Source organism: Pseudomonas oryziphila (assembly GCF_003940825.1).
Classification (GTDB): Bacteria; Pseudomonadota; Gammaproteobacteria; order Pseudomonadales; family Pseudomonadaceae; genus Aquipseudomonas; species Aquipseudomonas sichuanensis.
This window is the reverse complement of record NZ_CP034338.1, coordinates 476,411-489,346: the sequence shown is the minus strand read 5'-3', so window position 1 is coordinate 489,346 and position 12,936 is coordinate 476,411. Positions and strand designations below refer to the sequence as shown.

The 12,936-nt window shown below is 65.2% G+C and carries 11 protein-coding genes; 1 reads left to right on the top strand and 10 read right to left on the bottom strand.

Annotation, left to right across the window (positions count from 1 at the left end):
• Nucleotides 1–6: 6 nt before the first annotated feature.
• From EJA05_RS02315 to EJA05_RS02270, 10 genes are all read right to left on the bottom strand, one after another.
• The gene (locus EJA05_RS02315; RefSeq protein ID WP_125857222.1) at nt 7–600 is read right to left on the bottom strand and encodes an aminodeoxychorismate/anthranilate synthase component II; all 594 of its coding nucleotides are present in this window, start codon (nt 598–600) and stop codon (nt 7–9) included.
• Between the two features lie 75 nt (nt 601–675).
• Complete coding sequence (gene trpE / locus EJA05_RS02310) at nt 676–2,157, bottom strand: anthranilate synthase component I (protein WP_125857221.1); 1,482 nt, start codon at nt 2,155–2,157, stop codon at nt 676–678.
• A gap of 70 nt (nt 2,158–2,227) precedes the next feature.
• Entirely contained in the window at nt 2,228–3,046 is an 819-nt protein-coding gene (locus EJA05_RS02305; protein ID WP_125857220.1) for a phosphoglycolate phosphatase, read from the bottom strand.
• A complete protein-coding gene (gene rpe, locus EJA05_RS02300) occupies nt 3,043–3,717 on the bottom strand; it encodes a ribulose-phosphate 3-epimerase (protein ID WP_125462361.1) in 675 nt (224 codons plus the stop codon). Before rpe ends, EJA05_RS02305 begins: the two co-directional genes overlap by 4 nt.
• Before the next feature lie 290 nt (nt 3,718–4,007).
• The gene (locus tag EJA05_RS02295; RefSeq protein ID WP_125462360.1) at nt 4,008–4,835 is read right to left on the bottom strand and encodes an ABC transporter permease; all 828 of its coding nucleotides are present in this window, start codon (nt 4,833–4,835) and stop codon (nt 4,008–4,010) included.
• Nucleotides 4,836–4,846: 11 nt separating this feature from the next.
• Nucleotides 4,847–6,094: an ABC transporter permease gene (locus EJA05_RS02290; protein WP_110994272.1), complete on the bottom strand. Its 1,248-nt coding sequence runs from the start codon at nt 6,092–6,094 to the stop codon at nt 4,847–4,849.
• Nucleotides 6,095–6,274: 180 nt separating this feature from the next.
• Nucleotides 6,275–7,309 (bottom strand): ABC transporter substrate-binding protein, encoded by a 1,035-nt coding sequence (locus EJA05_RS02285; protein ID WP_125462359.1) that lies wholly within the window; start codon nt 7,307–7,309, stop codon nt 6,275–6,277.
• Between the two features lie 48 nt (nt 7,310–7,357).
• Complete coding sequence (locus tag EJA05_RS02280; protein WP_110994274.1) at nt 7,358–8,470, bottom strand: ABC transporter ATP-binding protein; 1,113 nt, start codon at nt 8,468–8,470, stop codon at nt 7,358–7,360.
• A gap of 304 nt (nt 8,471–8,774) precedes the next feature.
• A complete protein-coding gene (locus EJA05_RS02275) occupies nt 8,775–9,407 on the bottom strand; it encodes a response regulator (protein WP_190306071.1) in 633 nt (210 codons plus the stop codon).
• Nucleotides 9,401–11,800 (bottom strand): PAS domain-containing sensor histidine kinase, encoded by a 2,400-nt coding sequence (locus EJA05_RS02270; RefSeq protein WP_125857218.1) that lies wholly within the window; start codon nt 11,798–11,800, stop codon nt 9,401–9,403. The genes EJA05_RS02275 and EJA05_RS02270 overlap by 7 nt, the downstream gene beginning before the upstream one ends.
• 95 nt (nt 11,801–11,895) lie before the next feature.
• Between EJA05_RS02270 and EJA05_RS02265 the strand changes: the two genes are divergently transcribed.
• Nucleotides 11,896–12,897 (top strand): alpha/beta hydrolase family protein, encoded by a 1,002-nt coding sequence (locus tag EJA05_RS02265; protein ID WP_125857217.1) that lies wholly within the window; start codon nt 11,896–11,898, stop codon nt 12,895–12,897.
• Nucleotides 12,898–12,936 lie beyond the last annotated feature (39 nt).

Genomic DNA, 12,936 nt, shown 5'->3' with positions numbered 1-12,936 from the left:
CGATCCTTAGCGGCGGCCGCCGGTCTGCTTGAGGAAATTGGCGAACAGCTCGTGGCCCTGCTCGGTCAGGATGGACTCGGGGTGGAACTGCACCCCTTCGATATTCAGTGTCTTGTGGCGCAGGCCCATGATCTCGTCGACCGAGCCATCGGCGTGGGCGGTCCAGGCGGTCACTTCCAGGCAGTCCGGCAGCGTCTCGCGCTTGACCACCAGCGAGTGGTAACGGGTAACGGTCAGCGGGTTGTTGAGGCTGGCGAATACGCCCAGGTCACGGTGCACCACCGGGCTGGTCTTGCCATGCATCACTTGGCGGGCACGCACCACGTCACCGCCGAAGGCCTGGCCGATCGACTGATGGCCAAGGCAGACGCCCAGAATCGGCAACTTGCCGGCGAAGTGCAGGATCGCCTCGATGGACACACCGGCTTCGCTCGGGGTGCAGGGGCCGGGGGAAACCACGATGCGCTCGGGGTTGAGGGCTTCGATCTGGGCGATGGTCATCTCGTCATTGCGGATGACCTTGACCTCGGCACCCAGCTCGCCGAGGTACTGCACGACGTTGTAGGTGAAGGAGTCGTAGTTGTCGATCATCAGTAGCATCTGGAACGAACCTCTTGAATACGGGGGACTCCGGGGGCGCGTGGCGGCCCGCCGGGTTCATGGACCACGGCCTGCTCAGCGTTTGCTGGTCTGCTCGGCGAGGGCCACCGCGCGGAACATCGCCCGACGCTTGTTGATGGTTTCTTCCCACTCCAGTGCCGGCACCGAGTCGGCGACGATGCCGCCGCCGGCCTGCACATGCAGCTCGCCGTCCTTGATCACCGCAGTGCGGATGGCGATGGCGGTATCCATGTTGCCGTTCCAGGCGAAGTAGCCCACGGCACCGCCGTAGACACCGCGCTTGACCGGTTCCAGCTCATCGATGATTTCCATGGCGCGGATCTTCGGCGCCCCCGACAAGGTGCCCGCCGGCAGGATCGCCCGCAGCGCATCCATTGCCGTCAGCCCCTCGGCCAGTTGGCCGGTGACATTGGAGACGATGTGCATCACGTTCGAATAGCGCTCGATCACCATCTTCTCGGTCAGGCGCACGCTGCCGGTGGACGACACACGCCCCACGTCGTTGCGGCCCAGGTCGATCAGCATCAGGTGCTCGGCGATTTCCTTGTCATCCGACAGCAGGTCGTCTTCCAGGGCGCGGTCGGCCTCTTCGGTGGCGCCGCGCGGGCGGGTACCGGCGATCGGGCGTACCGTGACCAGGTTGTCCTCGACCCGCACCAGCACTTCCGGCGAACTGCCCACTACATGGAAGTCGCCGAAGTTGAAGAAGTACATGTAGGGCGTCGGGTTGAAGCAGCGCAGGGCACGGTAGAGGTCGATCGGCGCGGCCGCAAAATCGATGGACATGCGCTGCGACGGCACCACCTGCATGCAGTCACCAGCGAGGATGTACTCCTTGACGGTGTCAACCGCGCGTTCGTAGTCACCCTGGGTGAAGCTGGAGCGGAACGCCGGCTCGGCCGCCATCGGGCCATCCAGGTCGAGGCCGCGGCGCGGGGTGATCGGCTGGCGAAGTTTCTCCAGCAGGCCTTCAAGACGGGCCTGGCCTTGCTCGAAGGCCTGCTCGTCGCTGGGGTCGACCAGCACGATGGCGTGCATCTTGCCCGCCAGGTTGTCGAACACCACCACGGCGTCGGAGACCATCAGCAGGATGTCCGGCACCCCCAGCGGGTCCGGGTTCGGGCAGGCACCCAGGCGTTTTTCGACATAGCGCACGCAGTCGTAGCCGAAGTAGCCGACCAGGCCGCCGTTGAAACGCGGCAGGCCCGGAATGTCGGCGACCTTGTAGCGATCCTTGAAGGCCTCGACGAAGGCCAGCGGGTCTTCGACGTCATGGCTTTCCACTTCCACGCCATCCTGCAGGATACTCACGTGGTAGCCATGCACACGCATGACGGTGCGCGACGGCAGGCCGATCATCGAATAACGGCCCCACTTCTCGCCGCCCTGCACGGATTCGAGCAGGTACGAGTTGGCTTGGTCGGCCAGTTTGAGGTAGATCGACAGGGGCGTATCGAAGTCGGCCAGGGTTTCGCGGGCCAGGGGGATGCGGTTATAGCCGGCAGCGGCCAGGCGCAGGAATTCTTCGCGGGTCATGTGTAGCCTCGTGGCAAGCAGCAATGGGGTCAGGCAAGCGGACGGGCCGGCAGGCGCCGGCGGGCATAAGTCAGGCGCGCCAGCGCCAGCGGGCCAGGGCCTTGATGACTTTCATCCAGAATTTGCCAGTAACCACCACGTCGTTGTCTCTGCTGTGCGGGGCTTGAAGGTCCGCCAACGTTATCCCAGTGTCGGTGACTAAGCAACCAGGCAGCAGCAGGCGCAGGTCGCTGATCACCAGGCTGGGAGATTCCTCGTCGATGGGGCGGCCATGGTTGTAGCCATAGCTCAGGCCGACGCACTGCACCCCGGCCGCTTTCGCCGCCAGCACGTCGCTGCGCGAATCGCCGATGAACAACGACTGTGCAGGCGCCACACCGGCCATCTGCATCACGAACAGCAGCGCCGCCGGGTCGGGTTTTTTCTGTGGCAGGGTGTCGCCGCCGATGATCCAGCGGAAGTAGCGCCCGATCTTCATCTGGTCGAGCAAGGGGGCAACGAAGCGCTCGGGCTTGTTGGTGATCAGCGCCATCTCCACGCCCTGCTTGCTCAGCCAGCGCAGGGTGTCGCGTACACCGGGGTAGACGACGGTCAACTCATGGCTGTCGGCGTAGGCCTCCATGAACAGCGCCAGCGCGCGCTCGGCCAGGGCATCGTCCACGCTGTCGTGGTCCAGGCCACCGGCCAGCGCCCGGCGCACCAGCACCTGGGCGCCGTTGCCCACCCAGTGACGCACGGCGTCGAGCCCGGCGGGCTCGCGCCCGAGTTCGAGCAGCATGCGGTCGACGGCTGCGGCCAGGTCGGGGACCGAATCGATCAGGGTGCCATCCAGATCGAACATCACCAGCCTGGGCAGCGTCCCCGGGAACAGCTGCTCGAAGCCGCTCATGCGCGTGCCAGCGCCATTTCGGCACGCATCTTGGCGATCACTTCCTGATAGTCCGGGGCGTTGAAGATCGCCGAACCGGCAACGAAGGTGTCGGCGCCAGCTGCGGCGATTTCGCGGATGTTGTTGACGTTGACGCCGCCGTCGATCTCCAGGCGGATATCACGGCCGCTGGCGTCGATCAGTGCACGGGCCTCACGCAGCTTGTCGAGGGTACCGGGGATGAACTTCTGCCCGCCGAAGCCTGGGTTGACGCTCATCAGCAGGACCATGTCGATCTTGTCCATCACGTACTTCAGCGCATCCAGGCCGGTGGCCGGGTTGAACACCAGGCCGGCCTTGCAGCCGCCGTCGCGGATCAGCTGCAGCGAGCGGTCGATGTGCTGGGTGGCTTCCGGGTGGAAGGTGATGTAGGTGGCGCCGGCTTCGATGAAGTCGCCGATGATGCGATCGACCGGGCTCACCATCAGGTGCACGTCGATCGGCGCGGTCACGCCGTACTTGCGCAGCGCGGTGCAGACCATCGGGCCGATGGTCAGGTTGGGTACGTAGTGGTTGTCCATGACATCGAAGTGGACGATGTCGGCCCCGGCGGCCAGAACCTTGTCGACGTCCTCGCCCAGGCGGGCGAAATCGGCGGAAAGAATGGAGGGGGCAATAGCGTAGGGCTGCATGGCGCACCTGTTGGGCAGAATCACGGTGGCGCGCATTGTAACCCAGGGAAGCGGATCGGGGCTGATTGGTGTCAATCCTGTGCCGGCCCTTCGCGGGTAAACCCGCTCCCACAGGGATCGCGCAGATCTCGAGAGCTGCACATAACCTGTGGAGCAACTGTCTTATGTTGTCAGTGCTGGCCTCATCGCTTGCAAGCCAGCTCCCACAGGTACGATGCTTGCCTCGAGGTTAGCGCGGTCCATGTGAGAGCGGGTTTACCCGCGAAGAGGCCGGTACAGGCATCCGAAAATCAGCCCGGCTGCTGGGTCCTCAACTTCTCGCTGCGCCCGCGCAACCACTCCAGGGTCAGCAGCAGCACCACCGAAAACGCGATCAGCAAGGTCGCCGCCGCCGCGATGGTCGGGCTGAGGTTCTCACGAATGCCGCTGAACATCTGCCGTGGCAGGGTCGCCTGCTCCGGCCCGGCAAGGAACAACGTGACCACCACTTCATCGAACGACGTGGCAAAGGCGAACAGCGCACCCGAGATCACCCCAGGGGCAATCAACGGCAAGGTCACCCGACGGAAGGTCAGCAACGGCGAAGCGCCAAGGCTGGCTGCCGCACGCACCAGGTTGTAGTTGAAGCCCTGCAACGTGGCCGACACGGTGATGATCACGAACGGCACACCCAGCACCGCGTGCACCAGAATCAGCGAGATGAAGCTGTTGCCCATGCCCAGGGGGGCAAAGAACAGATAACTCGCCACACCGATGATCACCACCGGCACCACCATCGGCGAGATTACCAGCGCCATCACCAGCGACTTGCCGGGGAAGTCGCCGCGAGTCAGGCCGATCGAGGCCAGGGTGCCGAACACCATGGCCAGCACCGTCGCCGCCGGGGCGACGATGATGCTGTTCTTCAGCGAACGCATCCACTCGGCCGAGGCGAAGAAGTCCTGGTACCAGTGCAGCGAGAAGCCCTGCAGCGGGTACACCAGGAAACTCCCGCTGTTGAACGACAGCGGCACGATCACCAGCACCGGCAGCACCAGGAACAGCAGCACCAGCCCGCAGAGAATGCGCAAGGTGTAGAACCACACCCGCTCCACGGGCGACATGTAGGGGCTCAGCATGACAAGGCTCCTCAGCTCAGGCGCAGGCGGCTGGCGCCGACCAGCCAGCTATAGATCAGGTACAGCACCACGGTGGCCAGCAGCAGCAACCCGCCCAGCGCGGTGGCCATGCCCCAGTTGATGCTGGTGTTGGTGTAGAAGGCGACGAAGTAGCTGACCATCTGGTCGTTCGGGCTGCCCAGCAGTGCCGGGGTGATGTAGTAGCCGATCGAGATGATGAACACCAACAGGCAACCGGCACCGACGCCGGCGTAGGTCTGCGGGAAGTACACCCGCCAGAAGCTGGCGAACGGGTGGCAGCCCAGCGAGATCGCCGCACGCATGTAGCTGGGCGAGATACCCTTCATCACGCTGTACAGCGGCAGGATCATGAACGGCAGCAGGATGTGCACCATCGAGATGTACACGCCAGTGCGGTTGAACACCAGTTCCAGCGGCTGGTCGATGATGCCCATGGCCATCAGCGCGCTGTTGATCAGCCCGCCCGACTGCAGCAGCACGATCCACGCCGCCACCCGCACCAGGATCGAGGTCCAGAACGGCAGCAGCACCAGGATCATCAGCAGGTTGCTCTGCCGGGTGGGCAGGTTGGCCAGCAGGTAGGCCAGCGGATAGGCCAGCACCAGGCAGATGGCGGTGATCACCACGCCCATCCACAGGGTGCGGGCAAAGATGTCGAGGTAGATGGCCTGGTCCGGCGTGGCCTTGGCCAGCTCACCGAGGTCGTCGATACGGTGATCGAGCGCCGCCAGCAGGTAGAACGGCGTGACGCTGCTGGTGTTGCGGCGGATTGCCTGCCAGTAGGCCGGGTCACCCCAGCGCTCGTCCAGCGTCTGCAAGGCATCTTTATAAGAAGCGGGCTCCGCCTTGAACGGCAGGGCCCGCGCAGTCTTGGCCAGCAGGCTGCGGTAGCCGGCCAGTTCCATGTTCAGGCGTTTGGACAGATCGCCCAGCGTCTGGTTCTTGCGTGATTCGGCCAGGTCCTGGCTCAGGGCCTTGTAGGCCTCCTCGCCGGGCAGGCTCTTGCCGTCCCACTGCGCCACGGCCTCGACGGTGCGCGGCAGGCCGGCGACCACTTCGGGGTTTCCGACGCTCTTGTACAGCAGCGCCGCAATCGGCACCAGGAACACCAGCAGGAGGAACAGCGCCAGCGGCGCGATCAACGCCTGGGCCTTCCAGCGGTTGACCCGCTCGGCATGCTTGAGGCGCTGTTTGAGGCTTTTACCTGCGCCTTCGTTGAGGGGCACTGCAATGGCCATGGCGAACTCCGGGAAAACAGGGAAACAGGGAGCCTGGTAAAGCTGCAATTGGGGCCGCTGCGCGCCCCATCGCCGGCAAGCCGGCTCCCACAAGTAGTGCGACACCCTCAGGCTTGACGCTTTACCTGTGGGAGCCGGCTTGCCGGCGATGGGCCGCGTGGCGGCCCAATGTCCCGGGCGTTACTTCTTCGCCGCCCAGGCGTTGAAGCGTTGCTCCAACTGCTCGCTGTTGTCGGCCCAGAAGGCCACGTCGATCTGCACCTGGTTGGCAATGTTCTCAGGCGTGGTCGGCATGTCTTTCTTCACCTCGTCCGACAGCAGGCTCACGGCTTTGCTGTTGGCCGGACCGTAGGCGATGTTCTCGGAGTAGATCTTCTGCTGCTCGGGCTGGACGCTGTAGGCGATGAATTTCTTCGCCTCTTCGGCATCCTTGGCACCTTTCGGGATGGCCCAGGCGTCGAAGTCGTAGATGCCACCGTTCCATACCACCTTGAGGTTGCTCTCTTTCTGCACAGCGGCGATGCGGCCGTTGTAGGCCGAGCTCATGACCACGTCACCCGAGGCCAGGTACTGCGGCGGCTGAGCACCGGCTTCCCACCACTGGATGCTCGGCTTGAGCTCGTCGAGTTTCTTGAAGGCGCGGTCCACACCCTCCTTGGTGCCCAGCACCTGATAGACATCCTTCGGCGCCACGCCGTCGGCCATCAAGGCGAACTCCAGGGTGTACTTGGCGCCCTTGCGCAGGCCGCGCTTGCCCGGGAATTTTTTCGTGTCCCAGAAATCGGCCCAGCTGGTGGGCGCGGTCTTGAGCTTGTCAGCGTTATAGGCCATGACCGTGGACCAGACGAAGAAGCCAACGCCGCACGGCTGGATGGCACCCTTGACGTAATCGCTTTCGTTGCCGAACAGGGCCGGGTCGAGTTCCTCGAACATGCCCTCGTCACAGCCGCGCGCCAGCTCCGGCGACTCGACCTCGACCAGGTTCCACGAAACGCTGTTGGTGTCGACCATGGCCTTGATCTTGGCCATTTCCCCGTTGTACTCACCGGCGACGATCTTGCCCTTGCCGGCCTTCTCCCATGGCTCGTAGAACGCCTTGACCTGGGCCGCCTTGTTGGCGCCACCGAACGACACCACCGTCAGGTCCGCGGCCATGGCCTGGCCGGCGGCGAACAGCCCCAGGGCCAGGGCGGTCAGTTTCAACTGCTTGCGCATTATTATTCTCTCCACAGTACAGGGTTGGTGAAGCAATCCATCAGTCCATCAGTGGGCTTGTGCAATCGGATCGAGCGCGCGGGCGTGCTCCACCTCCCAGCCCAGCGGTACCACATCGCCCACGGCCAGGGCCGGGTCGAGTTCGGCAATCGGCTGCTTCACGAAGAAGTCGGCCTTGCCGCAGACTTCCAGGCGCACCCGCACGTGATCGCCCAGGTAGATGAACTCGGCCACCCGGCCGGAGAAGCGGTTGACGCAGCTTTCGCTGTGGCCGTTGAGGCGCACGCGCTCGGGGCGAATCGACAGGGTGACCGGCTCGCCGGCCTGGCCGACGTTGACCGCCAGCGCCTCGACCCGCTCGCCGCGGCCCAGCTGCACCTGGCAACGCTTGCCATCGCTGGCCAGCAGGGTGCCGTTGATACGGTTGTTCTCACCGATGAAGTTGGCGACGAAGGTGTTGCAGGGTTCTTCGTAGAGGGTGCGCGGGTCGGCGATCTGCTGGATCTCGCCCTGGTGGAACACCGCCACCCGGTCGGACATGGTCAGCGCCTCGCCCTGGTCATGGGTCACGTACACCACGGTCACGCCCAGACGCTGGTGGATATGCTTGATTTCCATCTGCATGTGTTCGCGCAGTTGCTTGTCGAGGGCGCCGAGCGGTTCGTCCATCAACACCAGCTGGGGTTCGAACACCAAGGCCCGGGCCAACGCCACGCGCTGCTGCTGGCCGCCGGACAGCTGCCCCGGGTAGCGCTTGGCGAAGGCATCGAGTTGGACCATGTTGAGCACACGCTTGACTCGCTCGCTGACGTCGGTCTTGCTCAGGTTGCGCACGGTCAGCGGGAAGGCCAGGTTCTCGGCCACGGTCATGTGCGGGAACAGCGCGTAATTCTGGAACACCATGCCAATGTCGCGCTTGTGCGGCGGCACGTTGTTGATCGAGCGCCCTGCGAGCTGGATCTCGCCGGCGGTAGGGGTTTCGAAGCCGGCCAGCATCATCAGGCTGGTGGTCTTGCCCGAGCCGGAGGGGCCGAGCAGGGTCAGGAACTCACCCTTGCGAATGTCCAGGTTGAGGTCTTTGACGATCAGCGATTCGCCGTCGTAGCTCTTCTGTACACCACGGAAGCTGACCAGCGTCTCGTTCGAATTCGCCTCGCTCATGCCCTGCACCTTCTTGTTGGAATGACTGCGTAGGCAAAAGAGTAGAAGAGGCGCAAACGCCCGAAAATCGGGGGCACTGAGAGAATGCCATCATCCGGATGGAAGACTTGCTGTAGGGATCGCCCTACAAGGATGGCGCGTTTGGAATGCCAATCAGGGTTCACGCCGAGCCTGTGGGAGCGGGTTAACCCGCGAAGAGGCCGGTGCAGCCACCGAGATCAGCAGGTCTGGCCCATTCGCGGGTAAACCCGCTCCCACAGGGATATGGGCAAGGCCGCTGCACTGGCTGTCGCAACCAGAACACTCACACCAGCTTGTGCTCCATGGCGTACTTCACCAGCTCCGCCAGCGAGTTGACCTTGAGCTTCTGCATCAGCCGCGCCTTGTGGGTGCTGATGGTCTTGCTCGACAGCGCCAGCTGCAGGGCAATGTCGTTGACGTTGGCACCCTGGGCCAGGCGCTCGAACACCGAGAACTCGCGCTCCGACAGCAGCGTGTGCAGCGGCCGGGTTTCGGTCAGGCCCACCTCGAACACCATGCGGTCGGCCAGGGCCGGGTCGATGTAACGCCCGCCCCCGGCCACCCGGCGGATGGCCGTGAGCAGCAGCGCCGGGTCGCTGTCCTTGGTGGCATAGCCCGCCGCACCGGCCTTGAGCGCCCGCGCTGCCATCTGCGCTTCGTCATGCATGGACAACATCAGGATCGCCGGCGGGTTGTTCAGCGCGCGGATCCGCGGGATCGCCTCCAGGCCGCTCACCCCAGGCATGGAGATATCCAGCAGCACCACCTCGCAGGGCGTGTGGCGCAGGGTCTCGAGCAACTGCTCGCCATTGCCCGCCTCGCCCGCCACCTGCATGTCCTTGGCCAGGCCGATCAATTGCTTGATGCCTTCCCGGACGATGGTGTGGTCTTCGGCCACCAGCACTCGAATCACGATTGTTTCTCCTGCTTCAAAGGAATCGCCACGCTCAGGCTGGTGCCCTCGCCCGGCTCGCTGTCCAGGCTCATGCTGCCACCGAGCATCAACACCCGCTCACGCACACCCACCAGGCCGAACGACGTCGGCCGGGCCGCCTCCATGGCAAACCCCACGCCGTCGTCGATCACGGTCATGCGCAACTGCCCTGCCTCGTGCACCAGATCGATCTGCACCGTGTGCGCCTGGGCATGGCGCATCACGTTGGTCAGCGCCTCCTGCAGGATACGGAACAGGCCGATGGCCTTGGCATCACTCAAGGGTGGCAGATTGTCCGGCACCTGCACCAGACAGGGTATCTGCGTGCGCGCTTCAAAGCGCCGCGCCTGCCACTCGATGGCCGAGGCGATACCGGCGTCGAGGATCGGCGGGCGCAGGGCCGTGGCCACGTCGCGTACCAGCTGGAACAACTGGGTGATCAGGCGCTTCATGCTGGCCAGGCGCTCATTGAGGGCGGGGTCCAGCTCGGCGAACGCCAGCTCGCACATCGACACTTCAAGCTTGAGCACCGTCAGCATCTGCCCCAGTTCGTCGTGCACCTCGCGGGCAATCCGCGCCTTCTCCTCTTCGCGCACGCTCTCCAGGTGCGCCGACAACTCGCGCAGTTGCTCCTGGGACGCGGCCAGCGCCAACTCGGCCTGCTTGCCCTGGGTGATGTCCCAGACCACCCCGTCCCACACCACTCGGCCATCGGCCAGGCGCCGGGTGGTGGCCTTGATGTCGGCCCAGCGCTGCTCGCCCTGACGGGTGAGGATGCGGCCCTGCCACGACCAGTCCTGGTCAGTGGCCAGGGCCATGTCCTGAACCCGGTGATAATCGGCGCGGTCCTGCGGATGCACCAGGTTGCGCAGGCCCATGTCAGGGTGCTGGATCGCCGCCGGGGTGTAACCGACCAGCGCTTCGCTGCCTTCACTGATATAGGGGAACTCCAACTCGCCTTCGGCGGCGTCGCGCTCCAGGCGGAACACCAGCCCCGGCACGTTGCCGGCGATCCCCTTGAGCCGAGCTTCGCTTTCGCGCAGGGCGGCCAGCGCCCGGCGGCGCTCGGTGACATCGGTGAGGAACACCACCAGGTATTCGGCATCGCGAAAACGCAGGAACGACAGCGACAGGTCGACCGGCAGCAAGCTGCCATCGGCGCAGCGGCACTGGCTCTCGAACTGCAACTCGCCTTCGCCGCCACGGGCGCGCTTCCACAGCGCCAGCCAGCGGTCCATGGCCAGGGTGGGCTCGATGTCGATCAGCGGGCGCTCAAGCAAGGCATTCTCGGCAAAACCGAGCATGCGTTCGGCGGCGTGGTTGGCGTAGCGCACGTGGCTGTCCCAGTTGACCCACAGAATCCCAACAGTGCTCTGGTCGATGGAGAACTGGCTCAGGCGCAGCGCCTGCTCGCGGGTCTGGCGCTCGGCCAGGCTCTCGCGTGCCGCCAGCAATCCGCGCTCCAGCCCTCGCTGTTGGCGACGCTGCCACACCAGCGTGGCCAGGGCGCACAACAGCAACAGGCCGAACAGCAAGGCGAGGTTCTGCCAGAAACCGGGCGATTCGGAGAAGCGCGGGTATTTCGGTTGCAGCCAGCGTTGGTGGATCTGCTCGAGGTCCTTGGCCGGCATGGCCTGCAGCCCGCGCTCAAGGACGTCGGCCAACAGCGGCCAGTCGCGCCGCGAACCCACCCGTAGCAATTGCGGCAGGCCGATGTCACCGACCACGGCCAGCTCGCCAAACTCACTCTCGCGGGACAGGCGACTGAGCTGCGCCTCGTCCAGCACGGCAAAACCGGCCTGCCCGCCCAGCACCAGTTGCAGGGCCTCACGCTCGTTGGGCACGCCCTGCAGGTTGAGGTTGCCGTAGTTGCCGCGCAGGTAGTCGGCGAGCCTGGATGGCATGCGCACCGCCACTCGGTCGTTGGCGCCGAGCTTCTCCAGGTCCACCGCCACCGCACCACTGCGCAGGCCCACCACCAGTTGCGGCACGCGCATGTACGGGTCGCTGAACAACCAGTTGCGCAGGCTGGCGGGGGTCTGGGTCAGGCCTGGGGCGAAATCGATCTCGCCAGCTTGCAACGCGTGCTCCAGGGCCGCTTCATCGGTGAAACCGCGCCAGGTCAGGTCGAGCCTGAGCGCCTGGGCCAGCGCACTGACCAGCTCGACGTTGGCCCCGTAGAACTGCTGCAAACGCCTGTCGAACTGGGCATAGGGCGCTTGCAGCACCAGGCCGACCCGCAGGCTGCGATGCGCCTCCAGCCACTGTTGCTGGGCAGGCTCCAGCACTACCGAAGGCGGCGCCTCCGGGCGCGCCAAAGCGATCAAGGGTAGACACAACCAGCCGATAACCCACAGGCAACGCACTCGCTTCATCTCTACGCTCGTCTTGGCAAGGACGGCCACCTGACGTGGCCGTCGCGGACAAATACTATTAGGCTGCCGATAACTTTATGGCCTTGGACCGATCCATGCTCACACTCTATCGCACGACGCTGGCCATGTTCTGCCTGGCCGCGCTCCTGCCCCTCGGCGCGCAAGCGGCCGATGCCGAAAAAACCGATGCCGCCGCCGAGGCTGCCCCTGCCCCCGTAGTGCGCCCGGCGCTGGCCGAACGCAGCCAGGACGATGCCCTGGCCCTCGAGCGCCAGGTGCCCAAGGCCGAGCAGCAGACCCTGCAGGCCAACGGCGAACACTTCCTGGCGCTGTGGAAGCCGGCCAACGACAGCGACCCGAAAGGTGCGGTGATCATCGTCCCCGGTGCCGGCGAAAGCGCCGACTGGCCGACCACGGTCGGGCCGTTGCGCCGTGGCTTCCCCGATGTCGGCTGGCACACCTTGAGCGTGAGCCTTCCAGACCTGCTGGCCGAACGCCCGCAGGCGCGCGCCGAGGCCAAGCCCGCCGCAGAACCGGCCAAGGACGCAGGTGAAACAGCGCCGACCAAGGATACCCCCGCAGACGCCAACGCCAACGTTGCCCAGGCCACGGCCGCCGAGGCGGACACCACCGAAAGCACCGACGCCGCCAAGGCCGACGAACACACCGACCAGGACGACGCCGAGCGCATCTTCGCCCGCCTGGATGCCGCCGTGGCCTATGCGCAACAGCAACAGGCACGCAGCATCGTGCTGCTGGGCAACGGCAGCGGCGCCTACTGGGCGGCGCGCTACCTCAGCGAAAAACAGCCGCCAGAGGTACAGAAACTGGTGATGGTCGCGGCGCAAACGCCCGCACGGGTCGAGCACGACCTGCTGAGCCTCACCCCGACCCTGAAAGTGCCGACCGCCGACCTCTACTACACCTCGCGCCCCCAGGACCGCCTGGCCGCCGAGCAGCGCCTGCAGGCCAGCAAGCGGCAGAAGGACAGCGCGTACCGGCAGATTTCGCTGATGGCCATGCCGGGTAACAAGGCAGCGGAGCAAGAGCAGTTGCTACGTCGGGTTCGCGGCTGGCTGACACCGCAGGAACAGTGACGATCATCGCGGGGCGCCGATGCGAGCTTGCCCCGCGAT

Coding starts and splice junctions, on each gene's coding strand:
- EJA05_RS02290 (WP_110994272.1), bottom strand. CDS start 6,094: ATGGCCATTGCAGTGCCCCTCAACGAAGGCGCAGGTAAAAGCCTCAAA.
- EJA05_RS02305 (WP_125857220.1), bottom strand. CDS start 3,046: ATGAGCGGCTTCGAGCAGCTGTTCCCGGGGACGCTGCCCAGGCTGGTG.
- EJA05_RS02270 (WP_125857218.1), bottom strand. CDS start 11,800: ATGAAGCGAGTGCGTTGCCTGTGGGTTATCGGCTGGTTGTGTCTACCC.
- rpe (WP_125462361.1), bottom strand. CDS start 3,717: ATGCAGCCCTACGCTATTGCCCCCTCCATTCTTTCCGCCGATTTCGCC.
- EJA05_RS02285 (WP_125462359.1), bottom strand. CDS start 7,309: ATGCGCAAGCAGTTGAAACTGACCGCCCTGGCCCTGGGGCTGTTCGCC.
- EJA05_RS02280 (WP_110994274.1), bottom strand. CDS start 8,470: ATGAGCGAGGCGAATTCGAACGAGACGCTGGTCAGCTTCCGTGGTGTA.
- EJA05_RS02265 (WP_125857217.1), top strand. CDS start 11,896: ATGCTCACACTCTATCGCACGACGCTGGCCATGTTCTGCCTGGCCGCG.
- trpE (WP_125857221.1), bottom strand. CDS start 2,157: ATGACCCGCGAAGAATTCCTGCGCCTGGCCGCTGCCGGCTATAACCGC.
- EJA05_RS02295 (WP_125462360.1), bottom strand. CDS start 4,835: ATGCTGAGCCCCTACATGTCGCCCGTGGAGCGGGTGTGGTTCTACACC.
- EJA05_RS02315 (WP_125857222.1), bottom strand. CDS start 600: ATGCTACTGATGATCGACAACTACGACTCCTTCACCTACAACGTCGTG.